The organism is Klebsiella sp. X13 (assembly GCF_003323835.1).
In the GTDB taxonomy this organism is placed as follows: Bacteria; Pseudomonadota; Gammaproteobacteria; order Enterobacterales; family Enterobacteriaceae; genus Klebsiella; species Klebsiella ornithinolytica.
The window spans coordinates 1,700,810-1,725,757 of the sequence record NZ_CP030874.1 but is presented as its reverse complement, the minus strand read 5'-3'; the positions used below and the strand labels follow the sequence as shown (position 1 = coordinate 1,725,757).

The following is a 24,948-nucleotide window of genomic DNA, read 5'->3' as shown; positions in this document are numbered from 1 at the left end:
CAGTCTTTTCATAATTCCTCCATTTTTGCGGGGCGTTTGGTCACTAAACTAGTATCATTTCGCGAAACGTTTCAGGATGAGATAGCAAATTAATGAAAGGCAGTCATACACTCCGTTGGGGCATCGCGCTGGCGGTCATCGTCATTGCCGGTGCCGGGTACTGGTTCTGGCAGAGTCGTGAAGCGACAAACGCTACGCCTGCGGCGGCAAATGGCTCACAGCCGCAGGCGCCAGGCGGCGGTCGCCATGGCCGCTTCGGCGCGGCCCTGGCACCGGTTCAGGCGGCAACAGCCACCAGCGAATCGGTGCCTCGCTATCTCAGCGGCCTCGGTACGGTGACGGCAGCCAACACGGTGACCGTACGCAGCCGGGTGGATGGCCAGCTGTTAGCTATCCACTTCCAGGAAGGCCAGCAGGTCAAAGCGGGCGATCTGCTCGCCGAAATCGACCCCAGTCAGTTTAAAGTCGCGCTGGCGCAGGCCCAGGGCCAGTTGGCGAAAGATAAAGCCACGCTCGCTAACGCCCGACGCGATCTCGCCCGCTATCAACAGCTGGTGAAGAGCAATCTTGTTTCCCGCCAGGAGCTGGATACCCAGCAGTCGCTGGTCAGCGAAACGGAAGGCACCATCAAAGCCGACGAAGCCGCCGTGGCCAGCGCCCAGCTGCAGCTGAACTGGAGCCGCATCACCGCGCCGATTGACGGCCGCGTTGGCTTAAAACAGGTGGATATCGGCAATCAGATTTCAAGCAGCGATACCACCGGCATCGTGGTGTTAACCCAAACCCACCCAATCGATTTGGTCTTCACGCTGCCGGAAAATGATATCGCGACCGTTGTCCAGGCGCAGAAAGCCGGGAAAACGCTGCAGGTTGAGGCCTGGGACCGGACCAACAAACAAAAAATCAGCGAAGGGTCGCTGCTGAGTCTGGATAACCAGATTGACGCCACCACCGGGACCATCAAACTGAAAGCGCGCTTTAACAACCAGGACGACACCCTGTTCCCGAACCAGTTCGTGAACGCCCGTATGCTGGTAGACACGGAACAGAACGCCATCGTCATCCCGACTGCCGCACTGCAGATGGGCAATGAAGGCCATTTCGTCTGGGTATTGAACGATGAGAATAAAGTCAGCAAGCACACCGTCACGCCGGGTATTCAGGACAGTCTGAAGGTGGTGATTACCGCCGGGCTGTCGGCGGGTGACCGGGTGGTTACTGACGGTATCGATCGTCTGACCGAAGGGGCAAAAGTGGAAGTGGTGGACCCGCACAGCGCGCCGGCGGCCGCGGCGGAGAAAGCCACCAGCCGTGAGTATGGCCATAAAGGAGCGCGCTCCTGATGCAGGTATTACCCCCGAGCAGTACGGGCGGCCCTTCCCGACTGTTTATTCTGCGCCCGGTCGCCACCACGCTGCTGATGGTGGCGATTATGCTGGCGGGGATCATCGGCTATCGATTCCTGCCGGTTTCCGCCTTGCCGGAAGTGGATTATCCGACCATTCAGGTAGTCACCCTCTATCCTGGCGCCAGCCCGGACGTCGTCACATCGGCGATTACCGCCCCGCTGGAACGCCAGTTTGGCCAGATGTCTGGCCTGAAGCAGATGTCGTCGCAAAGTTCCGGTGGCGCCTCGGTGGTCACGCTCCAGTTCCAGCTGACCCTGCCGCTGGACGTGGCCGAACAGGAGGTCCAGGCCGCGATCAACGCCGCCACCAACCTGCTGCCATCCGACCTGCCGAACCCGCCGGTGTACAGTAAAGTCAACCCGGCCGATCCGCCAATCATGACCCTCGCGGTCACCTCCTCCGCCATTCCGATGACCCAGGTGGAAGATATGGTGGAGACCCGCGTGGCGCAGAAAATTTCCCAGGTATCCGGCGTCGGGCTGGTGACCCTCGCGGGCGGCCAACGCCCGGCGGTCCGCGTGAAGCTCAATGCGCAGGCGATTGCCGCGCTGGGGCTGACCAGCGAAACCATCCGCACCGCTATCACCAGCGCCAACGTCAACTCGGCCAAAGGCAGCCTTGACGGCCCTTCCCGCGCCGTGACCCTCTCCGCTAACGATCAGATGCAGTCGGCGGAAGATTATCGCCGCCTGATCGTCGCCTGGCAGAACGGCGCGCCGATTCGTCTCGGCGATGTCGCTACCATTGAGCAAGGGGCGGAAAACAGCTGGCTCGGCGCATGGGCGAACAATCAGCAGGCGATCGTCATGAACGTTCAACGCCAGCCGGGAGCGAACATCATCGCCACCGCCGATAGCGTGCGTCAGATGCTGCCGCAGCTGACCGAGAGCCTGCCGAAGTCGGTCAAGGTGCAGGTCCTTTCCGACCGCACCACCAACATTCGCGCGTCGGTGAGCGATACCCAGTTTGAGCTGATGCTGGCGATTGCGCTGGTGGTGATGATCATCTACCTGTTCCTGCGCAACGTACCGGCGACCATTATCCCCGGCGTCGCCGTGCCGCTGTCGCTGGTGGGCACCTTCGCGGTGATGGTGTTCCTCGACTTCTCGATCAACAACCTGACGCTGATGGCGCTCACTATCGCCACCGGCTTCGTTGTCGATGACGCCATCGTGGTGATCGAAAACATCTCGCGCTATATCGAAAAGGGCGAAAAGCCGCTCGCCGCCGCGCTGAAAGGTGCCGGAGAGATCGGCTTTACCATCATCTCGTTGACCTTCTCGCTGATTGCGGTGCTGATCCCGCTGCTGTTTATGGGCGATATCGTCGGCCGGCTGTTCCGCGAGTTTGCCATTACCCTCGCGGTGGCAATATTAATTTCCGCCGTCGTCTCGCTGACGCTGACGCCAATGATGTGCGCGCGCATGCTCAGTCACGAGTCGCTGCGTAAGCAAAACCGCTTCTCGCGGGCCAGCGAGCGCTTCTTCGAGCGGGTCATCGCCGCGTATGGTCGGATGCTTAGCCGGGTGCTGAATCACCCGTGGCTGACCCTGAGCGTGGCCTTAGGTACGCTGGTGCTGTCAATCATGCTGTGGGTCTTCATTCCGAAAGGCTTCTTCCCGATTCAGGACAACGGCATTATTCAGGGGACGTTACAGGCTCCGCAGTCCGCTTCGTTTGCGAATATGGCGCAGCGCCAGGAGCAGGTTTCCGCGGCGATCCTCAAAGACCCGGCCGTCGAGAGCCTGACCTCCTACGTCGGAGTGGACGGCACCAACCCGGCGCTGAATAGCGCCCGCCTGCAGATTAACCTCAAACCGCTGGATGAACGCGACGACCGTGTGCAGGCCGTGATTAGCCGCCTGCAAAAATCGGTGGACGGGATCCCCGGCGTCGAGCTCTACCTACAGCCGACCCAGGATCTGACTATCGATACCACCGTCAGCCGGACCCAGTATCAGTTCACCTTGCAGGCGAACTCGCTGGATGCCCTCAGTAACTGGGTACCGCAGCTGCTGACGCGTCTCCAGGCGCTTCCGCAGCTCTCCGACGTCAGCAGCGACTGGCAGGATAAGGGCCTCGCCGCCTATATCAAAGTCGATCGCGACAGCGCCAGCCGTCTCGGCATCAGCATGGCCGATGTCGATAATGCGCTGTATAACGCCTTCGGCCAGCGGCTGATCTCGACCATCTACACTCAGGCCAACCAGTATCGCGTGGTGCTGGAGCATGACACCCGGGAGACGCCGGGGCTGGCGGCGCTGGACAATATTCGCCTGACCAGCAGCGGGGGCGGCATCGTGCCGCTGAAGTCCATCGCCAGCGTCGAGCAGCGCTTCGCGCCGCTGTCGATTAACCATCTCGATCAGTTCCCGGTGACCACCATTTCGTTCAACGTCCCGGATAACTACTCGCTGGGCGATGCGGTCGACGCCATCCTCGCCGCCGAACAGGCGCTGGATTTGCCGACCGATATCCGCACCCAGTTCCAGGGCAGCACCCTCGCCTTCCAGTCGGCGCTCGGCAACACCGTCTGGCTGGTGGTGGCGGCGGTCGTGGCGATGTATATCGTGCTCGGCGTGCTGTATGAAAGCTTTATCCACCCGATAACCATTCTGTCGACCTTACCGACCGCCGGCGTCGGCGCGCTGCTGGCGCTGTGGCTGGCAGGCAGCGAGCTGGATGTTATCGCCATTATCGGGATTATCCTGCTGATTGGTATCGTCAAGAAGAACGCCATCATGATGATCGACTTTGCGCTGGCCGCCGAACGCGAACAGGGCATGCCGCCACGTGAGGCGATTTATCAGGCCTGCCTGCTGCGTTTTCGCCCGATTCTGATGACCACGCTTGCCGCTCTGCTCGGCGCGCTGCCGCTGATGCTGAGCACCGGCGTCGGCGCCGAGCTACGGCGTCCTCTGGGTATCGGTATGGTGGGCGGTCTGATGTTAAGCCAGGTGCTGACGCTGTTCACCACCCCGGTTATCTATCTGCTCTTCGACCGCCTGTCGCTGTATATCAAGAGCCGCTTCCCACGGCATGAGGAGGAGGCGTAAATGAAGTTTTTCGCCCTCTTCATTTACCGCCCGGTGGCGACGATTCTGATTTCGCTCGCCATCACCCTGTGCGGGGTACTCGGTTTCCGTCTGCTGCCGGTCGCCCCGCTGCCGCAGGTGGATTTCCCGGTGATCATGATCAGCGCCTCGCTGCCCGGCGCGTCGCCGGAAACCATGGCCTCGTCGGTGGCCACGCCGCTTGAACGCTCGCTCGGCCGGATCGCCGGCGTGTCGGAAATGACCTCCACCAGTTCGCTGGGCAGCACGCGCATTATTATGGAGTTCAATTTCGACCGCGATATTAACGGCGCCGCCCGCGATGTGCAGGCGGCGATCAACGCCGCGCAAAGCCTGCTGCCGAGCGGCATGCCAAGCCGCCCGACCTATCGCAAGGCCAACCCTTCCGATGCGCCGATTATGATCCTCACGCTCACCTCGGATACCTACTCCCAGGGCGAGCTGTACGATTTTGCCTCGACTCAACTGGCGCAAACCATCGCCCAGATTGACGGCGTTGGCGACGTCGACGTGGGCGGCAGCTCGCTGCCCGCGGTGCGCGTCGACCTCAACCCGCAGGCGCTGTTTAACCAGGGCGTGTCGCTGGACGCCGTGCGCACCGCTATCGATAACGCCAACGTCCGTAGACCGCAGGGGGCGCTGGAAGATCACAGCTCGCGCTGGCAGGTACAAACGAACGATGAGCTCAAAACCGCCGCGGAATACCAGCCGCTGATCGTACACTACAACAACGGCGCGGCGGTGCGTCTTGGCGACGTCGCGCAGATCAGCGATTCGGTGCAGGATGTGCGTAACGCCGGGATGACCAACGCGAAGCCGGCAATTTTGCTGATGATCCGCAAGCTGCCGGAAGCCAATATCATCCAGACGGTCGACAGCATTCGCGCCCGCCTGCCGGATCTGCAAAAAACCATTCCGGCGGCTATCGACCTGCAAATCGCCCAGGACCGCTCGCCGACCATCCGCGCCTCGCTGGAGGAAGTCGAGCAGACGCTGGTGATCTCGGTGGCGCTGGTGATCCTCGTGGTGTTCCTGTTTCTGCGCTCCGGCAGAGCCACGCTGATCCCGGCGGTGGCGGTGCCGGTCTCGCTGATTGGTACCTTTGCGGCCATGTACCTTTGCGACTTTAGCCTCAACAACCTGTCGCTGATGGCCCTGACCATCGCCACCGGCTTCGTCGTCGACGATGCTATCGTGGTGCTGGAAAATATCTCCCGCCATCTTGAGGCCGGGATGAAACCGCTGCAGGCGGCGCTGCAGGGGAGCCGTGAAGTCGGCTTCACCGTGCTGTCGATGAGTCTCTCGCTGGTGGCGGTCTTTTTACCGCTGCTGCTGATGGGCGGCCTGCCGGGGCGGCTGCTACGCGAATTCGCCGTCACCTTATCGGTGGCGATCGGCATCTCGCTGGCGGTCTCCCTTACCCTGACGCCGATGATGTGCGGCTGGCTGCTGAAGAGCGGTAAACCTTCTCAACCCACGCGTAACCGCGGTTTCGGCCGCCTGCTGGTCGCCGTGCAGGGCGGCTACGGTAAATCGCTGAAATGGGTCCTCAGACACAGCCGCATGACCGGTCTGGTGCTGTTGGGGACCATGGCGCTCAGCGTCTGGCTCTATATCTCTATTCCAAAAACCTTCTTCCCGGAGCAGGATACCGGCGTGCTGATGGGCGGCATTCAGGCCGACCAGAGTATCTCTTTCCAGGCGATGCGCGGCAAACTGCAGGACTTTATGCAGATCATCCGCGAAGATCCGGCGGTGGATAACGTGACCGGCTTTACCGGCGGCTCACGGGTGAACGGCGGGATGATGTTTATCACCCTTAAACCTCGCGACCAGCGACATGAAACGGCGCAGCAGATTATCGACCGGCTGCGTAAAAAACTGGCGAAAGAACCGGGCGCCAACCTGTTCTTAATGGCGGTGCAGGATATTCGCGTCGGCGGCCGTCAGGCCAACGCCAGCTATCAGTACACCCTGCTGTCAGACGATCTTTCGGCGCTGCGCGAATGGGAACCGAAGATTCGTAAAGCGCTGGCCGCGCTGCCGGAACTGGCGGACGTCAACTCTGACCAGCAGGATAACGGCGCCGAAATGGACCTCATCTACGATCGCGATACCATGTCGCGCCTCGGGATCAGCGTTCAGGATGCCAACAATCTGCTGAATAACGCCTTCGGCCAGCGGCAGATCTCGACGATTTACCAGCCGCTGAACCAGTATAAAGTGGTGATGGAGGTCGATCCGGTTTATACCCAGGACGTCAGCGCGCTGGATAAGATGTTTGTGATCAACAGCGAAGGTAAGCCGATCCCCCTCGCCTATTTCGCCCGCTGGCAGCCGGCTAACGCGCCGCTGTCGGTCAACCACCAGGGATTGTCGGCAGCGTCGACGATCTCCTTTAACCTGCCGACCGGTAAATCGCTGTCGGAAGCCAGCGATGCCATCAACCGCGCGATGACTCAGCTTGGAGTGCCTTCCAGCGTCCGGGGCTCCTATGCCGGCACCGCGCAGGTCTTCCAGCAGACCATGAACTCGCAGGTTATTTTGATTCTGGCCGCCATTGCGACGGTCTATATCGTGCTGGGGATCCTCTACGAAAGCTATGTGCATCCGTTAACGATTCTCTCCACCCTCCCCTCGGCGGGGGTAGGCGCGCTGCTGGCGCTGGAGCTCTTTGGCGCTCCGTTTAGCCTGATTGCGCTGATCGGCATCATGCTATTAATTGGGATAGTGAAGAAAAACGCCATCATGATGGTCGACTTTGCCCTCGAGGCGCAGCGCAACGGCAATCTGCCGCCGGAAGAGGCAATCTTCCAGGCCTGCCTGCTGCGTTTCCGCCCGATTATGATGACCACCTTAGCGGCACTGTTTGGCGCGCTGCCGCTGGTGCTCTCGGGCGGCGACGGCTCGGAACTGCGTCAGCCGCTGGGGATCACCATCGTCGGTGGGCTGGTGATGAGTCAGCTGTTGACCCTCTACACTACGCCGGTGGTCTATCTGTTCTTTGACCGTCTGCGGTTGCGTTTTTCGCGAAAACTCAGCCAACCGGTAAGCGAATAACATGACAGAACTGCCCTCCAGCGTCCGCTGGCAATTATGGATAGTGGCTTTCGGCTTCTTTATGCAGTCGCTGGACACCACCATCGTGAATACCGCCCTCCCCTCGATGGCTAAAAGCCTTGGGGAGAGCCCCCTGCACATGCATATGGTTATCGTCTCCTACGTCCTGACGGTGGCGATTATGCTGCCGGCCAGCGGCTGGCTGGCGGACCGGGTGGGGGTACGCAATATCTTCTTTAGCGCCATCATTCTGTTTACGCTCGGGTCGCTGTTTTGTGCCCAGGCCGCAACCCTCGATCAGCTGGTGCTGGCCCGCGTACTGCAGGGCGTCGGCGGCGCCATGATGGTACCCGTCGGTCGCCTGACGGTGATGAAAATCGTTCCGCGCGCCCAGTATATGGCGGCCATGACCTTTGTTACGCTCCCCGGCCAGGTCGGCCCGCTGCTTGGCCCGGCCCTCGGCGGCCTGCTGGTGGAATACGCCTCCTGGCACTGGATTTTCTTAATCAATATTCCGGTGGGCATTATCGGCGCCATCGCCACCTTGTGGCTGATGCCGAACTACACGCTGCAGACCCGGCGCTTCGATATGTTTGGCTTTATCCTGCTGGCGCTGGGGATGGCGACCTTAACCCTCGTGCTCGACGGTAAAAAAGGGCTGGGGATATCCCCGCTGCTGCTGAGCGCGCTGGTGGTCATTGGCGTGGCCTCGATTGTGCTCTATTTATGGTACGCCCGGGGCAACGACAACGCCCTGTTCAGCCTGAACCTGTTTCGCAACTGCACCTTCTCCCTCGGGCTCAGCGGCAGCTTTGCCGGGCGCATCGGCAGCGGTATGTTGCCCTTTATGACGCCGGTATTCCTGCAAATTGGCCTTGGCTTTACGCCGTTTCACGCCGGGATGATGATGATTCCGATGGTGCTTGGCAGCATGGGCATGAAACGTATCGTGGTGCAGGTAGTGAACCGCTTTGGCTACCGCCGCGTCTTAATGGTGGCGACCGTGGGTCTCGCGCTGGTTAGCCTGCTGTTTATGGCCGTCGCCCTGGCCGGTTGGTACTGGCTGCTGCCGGTGGTGCTGTTTGTGCAGGGGATGATCAACTCCAGCCGCTTTTCATCGATGAACACCCTGACGCTGAAAGATTTGCCGGATGATCTCGCCAGCAGCGGCAACAGCATGCTGTCGATGGTCATGCAGCTGTCGATGAGTATTGGCGTGACCCTCGCCGGGATGCTGCTCGGCCTGTTTGGTCAACAGCATATCAGCGCCGATGCCGCCACCACCCATCAGGTCTTTCTCTATACCTATCTGAGCATGGCGGTGATTATCGCGCTGCCGGCATGCCTTTTTTCCCGCGTTCCGGATGATACTGCAAGCAATACCGCTATCGCCCGACATAAAAGGAGTGAGCCGTGAAGCTATGGCGTCCCGGTATTACCGGCAAGCTGTTCCTGGCGATTTTGGCCACCTGCATCGTGCTGCTGATCAGCATGCACTGGGCGGTGCGCATCAGTTTTGAACGCGGATTTATCGATTATATCAAGCGCGGAAATGAACAGCGGCTGACGATGCTGGGCGATGCGCTGAGCGAGCAGTATGCCCTGCACGGCAACTGGAAATTTCTGCGCAATAACGATCGGTTTATTTTCCAGCTGTTAAAGTCGTTCGATCGCGATAACGACGATCGCTTCCCCGGCGGGCGCAAAACAAACGCCGGCGGCACGCCTGACGGCCGCCTGGATATCGGCCCCCCTGACACCGATGGTCCTCCGCCGGATGGTCCTCCGCCGGACGGTCCACGCGGCCCCGGCCCGGATATGCCCCCGCACGGCTGGCGCACGCTTTTCTGGGTTGTCGATCAGAAAGGACGAGTGCTGGTTGGCCCGCGCGAGCGGGTGCCTGAAGACGGCAGCCGTCGCAACATTGTGGTTAACGGCGTGTCGGTGGGCGCGGTTATCGCGTCACCGGTCGAGCGTCTGACGCGCAATACCGATATTAACTTTGACCGTCAGCAAAAGCGCACCAGCTGGCTGATTGTTGCTCTGTCGACGATCCTTGCTGCGCTGGCAACCTTCCCGCTGGCGCGCGGCCTGCTGGCACCGGTCAAACGTCTGGTCGAAGGGACCCACCGCCTGGCGGCGGGAGATTTCACCACCCGCGTGGCGGTCAGTAGCAGCGATGAACTCGGCCGCCTGGCGCAGGATTTTAACCAGCTCGCCAGCACCCTGGAACGCAACCAGCAAATGCGTCGCGACCTGATGGCGGATATTTCTCATGAGCTGCGGACCCCGCTGGCGGTGCTGCGCGGCGAACTGGAAGCGATTCAGGACGGCGTACGCAAATTCACCCCGGATTCCGTGACCTCGCTCCAGGCGGAGGTCGCCACCCTGACCAAACTGGTCGACGATCTACACCAGCTATCGATGTCCGACGAAGGCGCATTGGCCTATCAAAAAACCTCCGTGGATATCATTACGCTGCTGGAAGTCGCGGCGGGCGCTTTCCGTGAACGCTTTGCCAGCCGGGGGCTGACCATCGCCGTTTCGCTTCCGGAAAACGCGACGGTATTTGGCGACGGCGATCGCCTGATGCAGCTTTTTAATAACCTGCTGGAAAACAGCCTCCGCTATACCGATAGCGGCGGACGTCTGCTGATCAGCGCCAGCCAGACAGGCCGTCGCATCATCCTTGATTTTGCCGACAGCGGTCCGGGCGTCAGCGATCAACAGCTGGAACGGCTGTGCGAGCGCTTTTATCGTGCCGAAGGTTCACGCAACCGCGCCAGCGGCGGCTCCGGACTGGGGCTGGCTATTTGTGTCAACATCGTGGCTGCCCACGGCGGCACCTTACGGGCCGACCATTCGCCTTTTGGCGGGGTTAGCATTAAAGTAGAGTTACCTCTGGAACGTGATACACCGAGAGACGTATGAGTGAATTACCTGTTGATGAAAATACCCCACGCATTCTTGTCGTGGAAGATGAACCCAAACTGGGTCAGTTGCTGCTCGACTATCTGTTCGCAGCAGGTTATGCGCCAACGCTGATTAATCACGGCGACAAGGTTCTGCCTTACGTTCGCCAGACCCCGCCGCACTTGATCTTGTTAGATCTGATGCTGCCGGGAACCGATGGCCTGACGCTATGTCGGGAGATCCGTCGCTTTTCCGACGTTCCGGTGGTGATGGTGACGGCGAAAATTGAGGAAATCGATCGCCTGCTTGGGCTGGAGATCGGCGCCGACGATTATATCTGCAAGCCCTACAGCCCGCGCGAAGTCGTCGCCAGGGTGAAAACGATCCTCCGCCGCTGCCGGCCGCGCCGGGATCTGCTGGCGCTGGATGCGGAAAGCCCGCTGATTGTCGATGAGGGCCGTTTTCAGGCCTCATGGCGCGATAAGCTGCTGGATCTGACTCCTGCCGAGTTTCGTCTGCTGAAAACCCTGTCGCAGGAGCCGGGCAAGGTTTTCTCCCGCGAGCAGCTGCTCAATCATCTGTATGATGACTATCGGGTGGTGACCGACAGAACGATCGACAGCCATATCAAAAACCTGCGGCGTAAGCTGGAGTCGCTGGACGCCGAGCAGTCCTTTATCCGCGCCGTCTACGGCGTCGGCTACCGCTGGGAGGCCGACGCCTGTCGCCTGGCGTAGGTCCCCTCCTCGTTTCACACGGGTAGATTGGGGTAAGGGGAAGGTTTACTCTCCTTACCCACAGCGCTACAATGCCCGCCCTTAATGTGTGGGCACTGTTCATAACGGTGCTTCCCCAAGTCGCCGCATCAGGTGTGGCGAATCTGACCTGTCATCAGAACGAGAACATCATGTTTAAACCGGAACTCCTTTCCCCGGCGGGAACGCTGAAAAATATGCGTTACGCCTTCGCTTATGGCGCAGACGCCGTTTATGCTGGCCAGCCGCGTTACTCTCTGCGCGTGCGCAACAACGAATTCAACCATGAAAACCTGCAGCTGGGCATCAATGAAGCCCATCAGCTGGGGAAAAAATTCTACGTGGTCGTCAACATTGCGCCGCACAACGCCAAGCTGAAAACCTTCATTCGCGATCTGAAGCCGGTGGTGGATATGGGGCCGGACGCGCTGATTATGTCCGATCCGGGTTTGATCATGCTGGTACGGGAAAACTTCCCCGATATGCAGATTCATCTGTCGGTCCAGGCCAACGCCGTTAACTGGGCGACCGTTAAATTCTGGCAGCAGATGGGGCTGAGCCGGGTCATTCTTTCCCGCGAACTGTCGCTGGATGAAATCGGCGAAATCCGCAGCCAGGTCCCGGAGATGGAACTCGAGATTTTCGTCCACGGCGCCCTGTGCATGGCCTATTCCGGCCGCTGCCTGCTCTCGGGCTATATCAACAAACGCGATCCGAACCAGGGCACCTGCACCAACGCCTGCCGCTGGGAATATAACGTCCAGGAAGGCAAAGAAGACGACGTCGGCAATATCGTCCACCAGCATGAGCCGATTCCGGTCAAGACCGTCGAACCGACGCTGGGGATCGGCGCGCCAACCGACCGGGTGTTTATGATTGAAGAGGCCAAACGGCCTGGCGAATACATGACCGCCTTCGAAGATGAACACGGCACCTACATCATGAACTCCAAAGACCTGCGCGCCATTGCGCACGTCGAGCGCCTGACGCAGATGGGCGTGCACTCGCTGAAAATCGAAGGCCGCACTAAATCGTTCTATTACTGCGCGCGCACCGCTCAGGTTTACCGCAAGGCTATCGATGACGCCGCGGCGGGTAAACCGTTTGACGAAAGCCTGCTGGAAACGCTGGAAGGGTTGGCCCACCGCGGCTACACCGAAGGCTTCCTGCGTCGTCATACCCATGACGACTATCAGAACTACGAGTACGGTTATTCCCTCTCCGAGCGCCAGCAGTTTGTCGGTGAATTTACCGGTGAGCGCAACGGCCAGCTGGCCGCCGTGGCGGTGAAGAATAAATTTTCCGTCGGCGACAGCCTTGAGCTGATGACCCCGCAGGGCAACGTTAACTTCACCCTTGAACATATGGTGAATGCCAAAGGCGAGGCAATGCCGGTCGCCCCTGGCGATGGCTATACAGTATGGTTACCTGTGCCGGAAGAGATGGAGCTGCAGTATGCTTTGCTGATGCGCAACTTTACTGGTCAGACGACCAGAAATCCGCATAGCAACTAGTTTATCAGGGTTATTTTTTCAGGATGCACGGATATTAGAAACGGATCACACACCGCTTCGTTTGAAGCGGGTATCATCCATCCTGCTGAAAAACATAACCCATAAATGCTAGCTGTACCAGGAACCACCTCCTTAGCCTGCGTAATCTCCCTTACGCGGGCTTATTTTTTTGGGAAGGACTGTCGCTGCGGCTGATTTCCTCCACCCCGGACCTGACTGACCGCCCTGGCAGTCACCGAACTCGATAATAAAGCAGCTCATTGCCATGTGCCAGTCCCTCAGCGGCATCGTCCACTTTTGTGAGGCCGCCAGGATTGCCAACCACACCACCTTTTTACTGAGCTATCTGTTGGGAACACCTTACGTTTCTTTATCACATGCCTGATTACGCTGTTCAACAACTCGATGGCGTTGGTTGTGTATACGACTGTGCGGATGTCTGCCGGGTATGCGGAGAACGTCGCCAGATTAGCCCGGTTTGCCTGCCAGCTTCGACTTATCTGTGGGTAGCGACTGTCCCATGCACCGCAAAACACATCCAATGCCTGTAGCGCTACCGCTGGCCTTTAGGTCACGGGACCTTGTAGTCCTTTCAGGAGATGAACCGCATGCTGTTGCGAACCATATACACGATTCGCAACTGGCTCCGGGCTTCCGGATACACCGCGTTGATGGCATCCGAGAAGCCTTTAGGTCCGTCATCACAGGCGATGAGGATATCGTTCTGCCGAGATTTTTCAGTTCTGTCGGCACGTTCAGCAGGAACTTAGCGCCTTCATTCTCGGCCTGCCACTTATCCGGTAACTCTTTCTGGCCTTCGATATTGATACCCAGTACCAAGGACACCGATTTGTTGATGACGCGGATATCCTGCCGAACTTTCAGGGCAATACAGTCAAGATAAACAACAGGATAAACTTCATCCAATGGCCGATGTTGCCATTCAACAACTTATTCAATGACGGCATCGGTGACCTTTGAAACCAGCGTCGGAGAGACATCATCTTCATACAGTTCTTTGAACGCGGCGGTGTTCTCTTTCATCGTGCGCTGGTTGGCAAATGCCATCAGTGTCACTGGCATTGTCACCGGAATAGCCACCTCATCCCCGTCGCCTTTTGCAATGATGATTTACGTACTGGTTGCATCATCATAAACGAGGAGGTGTTGTTGCCGAACTGATGGGCATGTTTGCGCAGCGCCTGCATTTCAGTAGATTATTTGTCGGCACCGAGCACGGCTTGAAGCCAGGAATTTTTCTGTAAAAAATCATAACCCGGACGTAACAGGCTCACACAGCGAGCGTTCCCACCATGGAGATACTGACCACAGCTATGCCAACATTACACAACGGCGGCGAGTGCCAGCCCGAACTCATAGCGGGATTTCACAGCGGATAGCTTCGCCTGCTGTGCGTTGACCTTCGCGAGTGTTTCTCGCTGGTGATTTAACTACGCTGTCGTTTCGCTGATGCGGTTTTTCGACCTTTACTTGCATTCGTCAGGTTTTGGTTATTAATTCCTGTCGTCCCGAGCGCTTTCTATTGTCGCTTAACCAACCTGGTGAGGCTGTTGTATTTCGCTTGCAGCCCTTCAACTGCCCATTTCGCCGATTCGAGCACCTGTGCCTGTGCACGCGTCGGGCGTTCTGTATTTTTAAACTGAGTAGTCAGCGCTTCCACTTCGCATTCGTTTTTTTTCGAGCAGTCACCATGTCACGGCCAATTGTGCGCAGATCTTACGAAAGCCCTCGATCTCCCGACCTGACAGTTCAACTCGCGTAAAAGCCCCATCCGCGAGGTCAGTCTTGATGATGACGCCGGTGCGGATCAGATTGTGCAGCAGGTGCAGAATATCCTGAAGTGTAGCTTGTGTTTTCATACAGAAGAGGGGGCTGCCGGGGGCATCCGACTGCAATTGATACGAATTTCCCCATCAACAACACAACATTAAGCTAATACAATTTTGCTATACTAATACACCGAACTCAGATTAAAGCCGGTCTTGACAAATTTACTACGTCAACTAACTTCAATATTAAACACAGCATAAAACTATAAATTACCGTTATCGTTCAACAAAGCAGGTGCGGAAATGTCACTATTTTTTGACCTACTTAAGGTTTACTTAATTCATTGCGTGATGATTTTCATAACGCCAATATCTACGTTTAACACAATGCTAAGTAGTGATAAAAGGTTAACTGACTGTATAAGTGTTGGTGGATTATTGATATTTATTGGTTTAAGCATTGGTTTTTCCGTTGCCTCAAATGAAGAGTTTTCTACCAAACTTGTTCCATTACTTTTTTTGCCATTGTTTCTTTATGTAGTCGCTTCAAAAATCTCTTGGTTCATAACGCGAGTCAAAGTAACTGCTGACATTCTGGTTTGCCAGTCAGTTATTTTTATTGGTATCAATTGCATGGTGGCAACAATTGGCTTTGCATTTGGTTTTTTCCTTCTCAAATCATACAATCCCAAACTTTACTCATGGATGTTTAACACTGATGCATCAGCGATCACCCAGACATTGATATCGAACCAAGATGCATGGGAAAAACAATGGAATTCCAATCCAGGGTTGAAGTATTTTGTTTTTTCGATCTACACCTTTGGCTTTCTAAGCCTGATTTATTGGTTATCAATTGCAGTTAGCATCGCAAAATACTTACAACGTCACTGGGTCATTGGTCTAATTGCAGGCATAGTATCATCCATGCTTTGCTTAGCATCTGGGCTAATTTTAGTATTTGTTTTCTAAATAGCTGCACGGAATAGTAGGTCACTTAAGCCACTGCGTCCACATAGTGTCCGCATTGAGGTAGCTAGTAATGGTTTTTAATGCTCTTGTATGCCGCGCAAACCCGAATCCCTCCGTTGAAAGCACCTAATAGTAAGAGAGTTGATTTTCCCTTACGCGGGCTTATTTTTTATCACGCCGCTGTGCGCTCCTTCTTTTCTCGCCGCCGTCCGGTTTTACAAAATGTCCATCCTCGCCTTCATGGGGTACACTTTCTGCATCTCGTACAAAAAGGAAGCCATAACTATGCCCGTGTTTCCAGCCAGCTTACTGATTCTCAATGGCAAAGGAGCTAACGAGCCGCAGTTGCGCGAAGCGATCGCGCTGTTGCGCGAGGAAGGTGTCGACATCCATGTCCGTGTGACCTGGGAAAAAGGCGATGCCGTCCGTTTTGTCGATGAAGCGCTGCAGCTTAAGGTGGGGACGGTGATTGCCGGCGGCGGCGATGGCACCATCAATGAGGTCGCCACGGCGCTGGTCCAACGTCAGAGCCAGGTGCCGCTCGGTATTCTGCCGCTGGGTACCGCCAATGATTTCGCCACCAGCGTCGGGATCCCGCAAGATCTCGCCAGCGCCCTGAAACTGGCGATCGTCGGCCGCGATATCGCCATAGACGTGGCGCGAGTGAATGACAAAACCGGCTTTATTAATATGGCAACCGGTGGCTTCGGCACCCGGATCACCACCGAAACGCCGGAAAAACTCAAAGCCGCGCTGGGCGGCGTCTCCTATCTGATTCATGGCCTGATGCGTATGGACACCCTGAAACCCGATCGCTGCGAAATCCGCGGCGAAAACTTTAGCTGGAGCGGAAACGCGCTGGTTATTGGTATCGGTAATGGTCGTCAGGCCGGTGGCGGTCAGCAGCTTTGCCCCCAGGCCCTGATTAACGATGGTCTGCTGCATTTGCGGGTTTTTACCGGCGAAGAGCTGCTCCCCGCGCTGTTTACTACCCTGGCGAACCCCGACAACTCCCCTAACCTGGTGGACGGCGTGTCGTCGTGGTTTGAAATCACCGCGCCGCACGAGATGACCTTTAACCTCGATGGCGAGCCGCTGAGCGGGAAGCATTTCCGCATGGAAATTCTCCCGGGCGCCCTGCGCTGCCGCCTGCCGCCGGACTGCGCGCTGCTGAAATAATACCAGGTGGAAAGTGAGCGCAGAACGAAGAGATTAAAAGACCGTTTACATCTCCAGGGCTTCTGCGCTCACCGATAAGGTCGTTACCCGAGGGGCAGAGCAGGTTCAGAGCGCGTCTGCAGCAGTTCCGGTAACGAGCGATGGCGGGCGACGGCGGCGGCAAAACGCGGATGCTGGCAGTCTGGCGCAATCACGACCGTGGCAATGCCCGCCGCCTGCGCCGCGCAAAAGCCATGAAAACTGTCCTCGATAACCAGACACTCCCCGGCGCTCAGCCCCAGCTTGCCCAGGGTCGAGAGGTAGACCGCCGGGTGCGGTTTGCCCCACGCCTCATCATCGGCGCTGGAAATCACATCAAAACAGGAGCGCAGAGAGAGCTTATCGAGTACCGCGGAAATCACCTGGTGAGATGAGGAGGTCGCCAGCGCAATCCGGTAGCCCAGGCCACGAAAATGCGCCAATGTCTCGTTGACGCCGCTCATCGCCGCTCCTTTGGCGGTAATTAATCCAACGATGCGTTGTAAAATGAGCGCTTCCAGCTGCTGTGGCGCAATCGCCAGCCGGCAGTGCCGACACCACACGCGGGCAATATCGTCCAGTCGTTTACCTTTCGTCAGCGTTTCACACTCCTCCTCGCTGACCGTCGCCCCCCAGCTGGCCAGCGCCTCCCGTTGCGCCTGCCGCCACAGGGCTTCTGAATCAATAATCACCCCATCCATGTCAAAAATAACCGCTTTGATGCTCATCTTCTACCTCAAACCGGGCTGACGGGGCTCGCCTGTCAGCCCGGGAACTGTGTCAGGAAAACTCAACGCTTTTGCGCACAGGCACAGGCTTCAGGGTAAAGCCCGGCTGCTCGACGCGAATATAGGCGCAGAGGAAAAAGGCCAGCACGTACAGCGCGGTGTACGCCACCACCACCCCAATCGTACTGAAGTACGGCAGCAGCACCACCGCAATCGCCGGCGCCAGGAAGTTGGACAGCCCCGCCGACAGGTTGTAGACCGAAATGGCCGCCCCTTTATGCTGCGGCTCCAGCGCCGGGAAGACCGCCGCCATCGGCACAAACGCCGCCACGAAAATCCCCAGCGCAATCGCCGGCACCAGCGCCATGGCAAAGTTATGCCCGAAATGCTGCGGGATGTAGTAAAACGCCAGACTCGACAGCGCCATCCCGATGCAGCCAAACCAGCGCACTACTTTCATCCAGCCCAGTTTCTCGCCGAGGATCCCCCACAGTACGTTGGAGAAAATGGTGGTGAAGAAGAAAGCCGCCCATACCTGGAGCCACTCGGAGGTGGTAAAGCCCAGCTCATCGACAAACATCAATGGCATGATCACCGCAAAGCCAAACAGCGACAGGGTGTTGATGATGCGCACCATGCTGGAAAGCAAAATATTGCGGTTGGTGTAGAGCAGGGTGGCGGCGCGCCCCAGCTCAGCAAACTTCTCGCGGGTGGTAAGGTTCTGCATATGGCGCGGCGTCTGAATATGGCGCAGCGAGACCAGGGCGATAATGCCGCCGGTGACGCAGAACACCAGCGCCAGCCACAGGGTGCCCAGCTCGCCGATATGCGGGATGGTAAAGCTCGGGATATAGCTGCCGAACACGCCAATACCAATTGAGTAAACCGCCCAGAACCAGCCCAGCGCCGAGCTGGCGCCGTCGCTTTTCACGTTGTGCACGATGGCGACGATAAAGGAGTAGAGGAACAGCGGGTAGGCAAAGCCGCGAATACCGTAGAACAGCAGGATCAGCGGGTAGTTGGCGTGGCCGAGGCCAAAAATCAGGAACAGCACGTGGAACACGCACCACAGCACAAAGCCGATCAGCATGGTTTTCTGCGGGGTGATGATCTCGGCGACCACGCCGGAGATCCACGCCGACAGGGCGGCGGCGAGGCCGTAGAGGGTAAAGGCGAAAGAAGCCTGGGCCGGGGTGAAACCCAGCTCCTTGATGTAGTGCGAGAGAAAAGCCAGCTCAAAGCCGTCGCCGGTCATAAACACGGCGATGGCGATGTATCCCCAGATCAGATTCAGCGGCAGACCGAACCACTGTTTGCTATTCACGGACATAATGACCTCGTTTTCAGGGTGCAGGAAGACTCTCCGGTGCAACCACCGGAGGATTTTTTATTATTAAAATCAGTGATGTCGGTAATTCAGGTCGTTGAGATATAGCGCTTTAAATTGCGCATAGCGTTGCATCAGAATGTGATGGCGTTCAGGCGCGGCGCGCCAGGTCTGGTAGACCTCTGGTTTTTCGCAGACGGCAGCCAGCGGTTTCCCTGCCGCCAGACAGGCCAACCGCGCCGCCCCCAGCGCACCGCCGGTTTCGCCGCCTTTGTGGGTCACAACCGGCATAGCAAGAATATCCGCCAGCAGCTGCGCCCAGAACGGACTGCGGGCGCCGCCGCCGACCAGCGAACACTGTTCAATCCGCGTGCCGCTCTCTTTCAGTACCTGCAAGCCATCGTTGATACCGAAACTCACCCCCTCCAGCACCGCGTAACCCAACTGGGCACGTAGGCTGGAATGGGTCATCCCCCAGAACATTCCGCGCGCGTCCGGATCGTTATGCGGCGTACGTTCCCCGGAAAGATAGGGCAGAAAGAACGGTGCGTTGGCTTTCTCTTCCTCGCTCAACTGGGCAATCTCTTCCAGCAGCGCCACTTCGGTGGTGCTGGTTAAACGGCAGAACCACTGCAGGCAGCTGGCGGCGCTGAGCATCACGCTCATCTGATGCCACAGGTTCGGTAAGACGTGGCAGAAGGCGTGCACCGCCGACTGCGGCGCCGGCCGATAGGCATCGGTCACCACGAACAACACCCCGGAAGTGCCCAGCGAGATAAATGCATCGCCCGGCGAGACCGCGCCGACGCCGATCGCGCTGACCGCGTTATCGCCACCGCCGCCGGCCACCACCACCGAGGGATTCAGGCCCCAGCGCGCGGCAACCTGCGGGTCCAGGGTGGCGGACACCTCGCAACCTTCAACCAGCGTCGGCATCTGACTGCGCGACAGGCCACACTTATCCAGCAGCGCATCGGACCAGTCGCGTTTCGCCACGTCCAGCCACAGCGTCCCGGCGGCATCCGACATATCGGAGATTTTTTTACCGGTCATTTTGTAGCGCAGATAATCCTTCGGCAGCATCACCGTTGCCGTGCGCTGAAAGTTTGCCGGCTCGTGACGGCGCACCCACAGCAGTTTTGGTGCGGTGAAGCCCGGCATCGCCAGGTTTCCGGCGACCTGATGCAGCTCAGGCGCCCTCTCCTCCAGCTCACGACACTCCTGGGCACAGCGCGTATCGTTCCACAAAATGGCCGGACGGATCACCTCCCCGCCGCTATCCAGCAGTACCGCCCCGTGCATCTGCCCGGAGAGGCCAACGGCCTTAATCGCGGACCAGTGATGGCCACATTTTTCCCGCAGTGTGGCGACCAGATATTCCGTGGCTTCCCACCACGCCTGCGGCGCCTGTTCTGACCAGTGCGGATGAGGCCGCTGAATAGTCAACGGCGCGCTATGGCTGGCGACAACCGCATTATTCTCATCAATAACCAGCGCTTTCACTTCCGAGGTGCCAAGATCGATGCCTAAGTACATAGCCCGCTCCTACTGAATCAGGGAATAGACGGCGGCAATCTTCTCGCGCATCAGCGCCAGGAAATCAGCCCGTTCAGCCAGGGAACCAAACAGCGCCCGATCTTTGGCATAAAGCGCAATCGGGTCGCTGGATTCAAACATTTCATGGACCGCCTGAGCATCGAGAATGCCATCCTGGTATTCGTAAGGCAGAGTGCCTTTGTGCCACTGTTCCATAAAGACAAAGAACAGCGCGGGCAGCATGGCCGTCGCCTCCGGGCGGGCGCCGCGCTGATAGCACTCCTGTAGGGTCGGGGCGATCATCGCCGGGATTTTTGAGAACCCATCCGCCGCAACCCGCTGGTTGGTGTCCTGAATATAGGGGTTGGTGAAGCGCTTAAGGACCACGTCGCGGTAGGTCGCCAGATCGATTCCGTTGTCGCCGAGGCACGGAATCACATCTTCGGTGACGTAGCGGTCGGCAATAGTGTAAATAAAATCGGTCAACGTGCTTTCGTGGATATAGCGTTGACCCATTAACGTACCGGCCCACGCGATACAGCTGTGCGACGCATTCAGAATGCGGATTTTAGCCTCTTCGTAAGGGATAACCGAGTCAACCATCTCCACGCCGACGGCCTCCAGGTTCGGACGCTCAGCGCGGAAATTATCTTCGACCACCCACTGAATAAAGGTCTCGCCCATCACCGGCGCTTTATCGTCAATACCGGTTTGCGCCTTGATGCGCGCCGGCAGATCGGCCGCTGGCCGCGGCGTGATGCGGTCCACCATGGTGTTCGGGCAGGTCGCATTCGCCGCCAGCCATGCTATTACCGCCCGCTTGCCGGTTAACTGGAGAAACTCCACCAGCCCGTCGTGAAAGCGCTCGCCGTTGTGGCGAACGTTATCGCAGTTGAGCAGCGTCAGCGGTCCGGCGTTATCCGCCATGCGTTTTTCCAGAATGCGTGCGATGGTGCCGTAGATGGTTTTGCAGCCCCCCTGCAGATCGTTAATTAAATCCGCATTGCTGGTCTCCAGCTTATGGCTGGTATTCAGGTAGTACCCCCCTTCCGTCACGGTAAAGGCGATAACTTTGGTCTGCGGGTTTGCCCCTTCGTCAATCAGCGGCTGCAGTCCGTTCTGCCACGGCAGCAGTTTTTGAATCGAGGCGATCTCTTCATATTCGCGCTCCCCTTCCGGGCTGACGGTTTCCAGAACGTAGCGCCCGTTCTGGGCGATAAGCGCCTCAACCACCTGCTCGGCATCCTGACGAATATTGCCCGCCGCGATATGCCAGCGCGTATCGCCGGATGCGATCAAACGATGCAGATACCACGCCTGGTGCGCACGATGAAATGAACCCAGACCGATGTGAAGCCATGTGAATTGCTGATTCATATTCTGATCTCCTTGAGTGATGGGACTCACTGTAGATGATCATTTGTTCCAAATAAGAGCCATAGATCACAAAAGAGCAATTACCCAATAAAATTACAAATGACCAAATAAGAGCAAAAGCTTGCCTGATTTAAAAACCGCGGCGAGAATGCGGCTATCACCTGAATCATTCGCCATGCAGACTCCTGACGCCAGAGACCGCGGGAACCCTTTATCGGATCGAATGAGGCCGGGCCTGTTTATGACCATACGCTTAAGGCAGGGAATCATGGGTAAAGAAGAAGATATCAGGCTGGATCAGAAGGTCCGCGCCGCATGGATGTACTATATTGCCGGTCTGAATCAAAGCGAGATCGCCAGCCAGCTGGGGACTTCAAGGCCGGTGGTACAGCGAATGATCGCCGCCGCTAAAGAAGAGGGAATCGTCTCGATCGGCCTTCACCATCCGGTGGCCAACTGCCTCGACTACGCGCAGCTGTTGCAGGAGAAATACCAGCTGCTCGACTGCAATATCGTTCCCGCGTGGAGCGAAGAGAGCACGCTAGACAGCGTCTCTTTCGGCTGTTACCAGCTGATGGCCCGCTATCTGCAGGATGATAAAGCGAAAATTATCGGCATCGGCTCCGGGCTGACGCTGAAAAAGACCATGCAGCGGATCGACTTCGACAGCCTGAATACGCGCTGCGTGGCGCTGATTAGCGCTATGGACGCCGACGGCCAGTGCAACTATTACGACGATGTTCCTCTGCTGCTGGCGCGAAAAATCCAGGCCAAATATTATCAATGGCCCGCGCCGCGCTACGCGCAAACCGTAGATGAACATGAAATGTGGTGCACCAGCCGCCTGTTCCGCAACGTCTCAGGCGTGGCGCAGCAGGCGGACGTGATTTTCGTCGGCATCGGCCCGCTTGGCACCAACAGCCCCATCTTTAAAGACGGCTTTATCAACCAGGCGCAGCTGGATGAGCTGACGGCCCAGGGCGGGATTGGCGAAATTCTCGGCCGCTTCATTGATGCCGACGGCGGCGTGGTGGAGAGTAATATCAACCGGATGATCACCAGCTACGATATTCGCCAGAATCAGTGCCCGCGCATTGCGGTGGCCTGCGGAGAATATAAACGTCCGGCGATTCTGGCGGCGCTGAAGGGGGGCTGGATCAATGGCCTGGTCACGGATGAGCACACCGCCCGCTGGCTGCTGACGCGCTAGCGGCAGGCCATGCCGCCGCCGCGCTCAACGACTCAGAGGTGTTCGCGGCTACCGATCAGCAGCGGCGGGATCTCGACCAGCTGTTGGCGGGCCTCGCCGGCATCAATAATGCTGAACACCGCCTCCAGCATCGCCGGGACATTCTGCTGCACCATATCGATGTCGTGGCCGAGAAGATAGACAAACGGGTCCCAGTCGAAGCAGCCCATCGGCGGCTGCTCGGTGCCGGTTAATCCCAGCTGCGCCAGCCATCTGACCACCCCTTCCAGCGAAATCGTCGAGTTGACGAAGAGCCCCTGCAGATGTTCCTCCGGGGTACTGAACCGGGCCTGCATACAGGCCTCGACTTTGCCCTTTGAATAACCGGGAGCCAGCACGTTCTCATCGGGAACGCTCAGGCCCCGCGCCTGGTGCGCGTCGCGAAAGCCGCGCAGACGTTCGAGGGTATTGTGGTCGCTGCTGCGCCCGCCGACGAAGGTCAGCGGCGCCAGCCTGCCGTGACGCCTGGCGCTGTTGTCGAGGATCTTATCCGTCAACGCTCGGGCGCCGGCGTAGTTGTCCGAAATGACCGACGGCGCAAGCGTCCCCGGCAGATCGAGATTCACGGTAGGCACCCCCGCCTGCTGACAAAGCTCGGTAATTTTATCCGGGTTCGTCGCCCCGGTCGCTACCACCCAATCCACCTGCCAGGAGAGCATCGCCTTCACCGCTTCGATCTCCAGCTCAGGGCGACGACGGGTACAGGTGATAATCGGCAGCAGACCGCGCTCGCGCGCCATCTCTTCAAAGCTTTCCGCAACGGAGCCGAAGTAACGGTTGTCGTATTTGGGAACAATCATGCCGATCACATGCGATTTTTTACTGCGCAGCATGCTGGCCTGGCGGTTTATCGCGTAGCCCTGCTCTTCAGCAATCCGCGTCACCTTTTCCGCAAGTTTGGCGCTGATACGCCGTTTTTTCCAGTTGCCATTGAGGATTGCACTGACCGCGCTGGCCGAAACGCCGGACAATTCCGCCAGATCGTAGATAGTGATTTTTTTCATTTTCCCAACTTGCGTCACAAATTCATTTCGCTGTTAATTTCCCCACTTGCTCAATCGATGAAGCTGGCGCAACATTAGCTTCATCGATTGAGCAACCATTATGCTCCATGGCGAATGACGTTATTCATCGCTCAGTTTTCAGCGCATATTTATAAATAACGCTTTGATTCAACACCTTAACAATTTTTCATGCATAACATCAACGCTGGCCCATGCTTATCGAGGACCAGATCGACTGACCAAACAGACTCAATGAAGGATTATAAAATGAACCACTCTGTATCCTCTATGAATACTTCTCTCAATGGTAAAGTCGCCGCCGTCACCGGTGCGGCATCCGGTATCGGCCTCGAATGCGCCAGAACCCTGCTCGCGGCGGGTGCCAAAGTGGTGCTGATCGACCGGGAAGGCGAAAAACTCACTAAGATTGTGGCTGAACTCGGCGAAAACGCCTTCGCGCTGCAGGTGGATTTAATGCAGGCCGATCAGGTCGATAATATTCTGGCCGGCATTCTCAATCTCACCGGGCGACTGGATATTTTCCATGCTAATGCCGGCGCCTACATCGGCGGACCGGTGGCCGAAGGCGACCCGGACGTCTGGGATCGCGTCCTGCATCTCAATACCAACGCCGCCTTCCGCTGCGTGCGCAGCGTACTCCCGCACATGATTGCGCAAAAGTCCGGTGACATCATCTTTACCAGCTCCATCGCCGGCGTCGTGCCGGTCATCTGGGAACCGATTTACACCGCCTCAAAATTCGCCGTGCAGGCCTTTGTACACACCACCCGCCGCCAGGTTTCGCAGCACGGCGTGCGCGTCGGTGCCGTCTTACCGGGCCCGGTAGTAACCGCCCTGCTTGACGACTGGCCGAAAGAAAAAATGGAAGAGGCGCTGGCCAACGGCAGCCTGATGCAGCCGATTGAAGTCGCGGAGTCGGTGCTGTTTATGGTAACGCGCTCGAAAAACGTGACCGTACGCGATCTCGTTATCCTGCCTAACAGCGTCGATCTGTGATTATTTAACCCGGGAGGCTTAAGGAC

16 protein-coding genes and 1 pseudogene are annotated in these 24,948 nt (G+C 57.8%); 11 read left to right on the top strand and 6 right to left on the bottom strand.

Features of this window, described 5'->3' with window-relative positions; genetic code table 11:
* The first annotated feature begins 92 nt into the window (after positions 1-92).
* The 7 genes from DSD31_RS08305 to trhP all read left to right on the top strand — a co-directional run bounded on the left by DSD31_RS08305 (position 93) and on the right by trhP (position 12,725).
* Complete coding sequence (locus DSD31_RS08305; protein WP_015583885.1) at positions 93-1,343, top strand: MdtA/MuxA family multidrug efflux RND transporter periplasmic adaptor subunit; 1,251 nt, start codon at positions 93-95, stop codon at positions 1,341-1,343.
* The gene (locus DSD31_RS08300) at positions 1,343-4,465 is read left to right on the top strand and encodes an MdtB/MuxB family multidrug efflux RND transporter permease subunit (protein WP_032717917.1); all 3,123 of its coding nucleotides are present in this window, start codon (positions 1,343-1,345) and stop codon (positions 4,463-4,465) included. Before DSD31_RS08305 ends, DSD31_RS08300 begins: the two co-directional genes overlap by 1 nt.
* Positions 4,466-7,543 (top strand): multidrug efflux RND transporter permease subunit MdtC, encoded by a 3,078-nt coding sequence (gene mdtC / locus DSD31_RS08295; RefSeq protein WP_113990944.1) that lies wholly within the window; start codon positions 4,466-4,468, stop codon positions 7,541-7,543.
* 1 nt (position 7,544) lies between these two features.
* Entirely contained in the window at positions 7,545-8,960 is a 1,416-nt protein-coding gene (mdtD, locus tag DSD31_RS08290) for an MFS transporter (RefSeq protein ID WP_113990943.1), read from the top strand.
* On the top strand, positions 8,957-10,474 hold the full coding sequence (baeS, locus tag DSD31_RS08285; protein WP_015583881.1) for an envelope stress sensor histidine kinase BaeS: 1,518 nt from the start codon (positions 8,957-8,959) through the stop codon (positions 10,472-10,474). The genes mdtD and baeS overlap by 4 nt, the downstream gene beginning before the upstream one ends.
* Positions 10,471-11,193 (top strand): envelope stress response regulator BaeR, encoded by a 723-nt coding sequence (baeR, locus tag DSD31_RS08280; RefSeq protein WP_004864635.1) that lies wholly within the window; start codon positions 10,471-10,473, stop codon positions 11,191-11,193. The genes baeS and baeR overlap by 4 nt, the downstream gene beginning before the upstream one ends.
* A 170-nt stretch (positions 11,194-11,363) precedes the next feature.
* A complete protein-coding gene (trhP, locus tag DSD31_RS08275; protein WP_015583880.1) occupies positions 11,364-12,725 on the top strand; it encodes a prephenate-dependent tRNA uridine(34) hydroxylase TrhP in 1,362 nt (453 codons plus the stop codon).
* 231 nt (positions 12,726-12,956) lie between these two features.
* On the opposite strand, the pseudogene DSD31_RS08270 reads toward trhP, so the two are convergent.
* A pseudogene (locus DSD31_RS08270) lies at positions 12,957-13,763 on the bottom strand (IS256 family transposase); the annotation flags it as partial.
* A gap of 1,055 nt (positions 13,764-14,818) precedes the next feature.
* Here DSD31_RS08270 and DSD31_RS08265 point away from each other — a divergent pair.
* Together DSD31_RS08265 and yegS are read left to right on the top strand one after the other, a co-directional pair.
* Positions 14,819-15,487 (top strand): hypothetical protein, encoded by a 669-nt coding sequence (locus DSD31_RS08265; protein WP_015583877.1) that lies wholly within the window; start codon positions 14,819-14,821, stop codon positions 15,485-15,487.
* Between the two features lie 285 nt (positions 15,488-15,772).
* Positions 15,773-16,666: a lipid kinase YegS gene (gene yegS / locus DSD31_RS08260; protein ID WP_015583876.1), complete on the top strand. Its 894-nt coding sequence runs from the start codon at positions 15,773-15,775 to the stop codon at positions 16,664-16,666.
* 83 nt (positions 16,667-16,749) lie between these two features.
* On the opposite strand, the gene DSD31_RS08255 is transcribed toward yegS, so the two are convergent.
* From DSD31_RS08255 to dalD, 4 genes are all read right to left on the bottom strand, one after another.
* Complete coding sequence (locus DSD31_RS08255) at positions 16,750-17,412, bottom strand: HAD family hydrolase (protein WP_113990942.1); 663 nt, start codon at positions 17,410-17,412, stop codon at positions 16,750-16,752.
* 52 nt (positions 17,413-17,464) lie between these two features.
* Positions 17,465-18,742, bottom strand: coding sequence for an RbtT/DalT/CsbX family MFS transporter (locus DSD31_RS08250; RefSeq protein ID WP_113990941.1), 1,278 nt, complete (start codon positions 18,740-18,742; stop codon positions 17,465-17,467).
* Positions 18,743-18,811: 69 nt separating this feature from the next.
* On the bottom strand, positions 18,812-20,275 hold the full coding sequence (gene xylB, locus DSD31_RS08245) for a xylulokinase (protein ID WP_015583873.1): 1,464 nt from the start codon (positions 20,273-20,275) through the stop codon (positions 18,812-18,814).
* A 9-nt stretch (positions 20,276-20,284) separates the two neighbouring features.
* Positions 20,285-21,652 (bottom strand): D-arabinitol 4-dehydrogenase, encoded by a 1,368-nt coding sequence (gene dalD / locus DSD31_RS08240; protein ID WP_113990940.1) that lies wholly within the window; start codon positions 21,650-21,652, stop codon positions 20,285-20,287.
* Positions 21,653-21,920: 268 nt separating this feature from the next.
* Between dalD and DSD31_RS08235 the strand changes: the two genes are divergently transcribed.
* Positions 21,921-22,862: a sugar-binding transcriptional regulator gene (locus DSD31_RS08235; protein WP_113990939.1), complete on the top strand. Its 942-nt coding sequence runs from the start codon at positions 21,921-21,923 to the stop codon at positions 22,860-22,862.
* Positions 22,863-22,894: 32 nt separating this feature from the next.
* Here the strand turns inward: DSD31_RS08235 and DSD31_RS08230 are convergent, their stop codons facing one another.
* A complete protein-coding gene (locus DSD31_RS08230; protein ID WP_004864654.1) occupies positions 22,895-23,905 on the bottom strand; it encodes a LacI family DNA-binding transcriptional regulator in 1,011 nt (336 codons plus the stop codon).
* Between the two features lie 267 nt (positions 23,906-24,172).
* Here DSD31_RS08230 and DSD31_RS08225 point away from each other — a divergent pair, with 267 nt between their 5' ends.
* Positions 24,173-24,922 (top strand): SDR family oxidoreductase, encoded by a 750-nt coding sequence (locus tag DSD31_RS08225; protein ID WP_004864656.1) that lies wholly within the window; start codon positions 24,173-24,175, stop codon positions 24,920-24,922.
* The last annotated feature ends 26 nt before the right edge of the window (positions 24,923-24,948 follow it).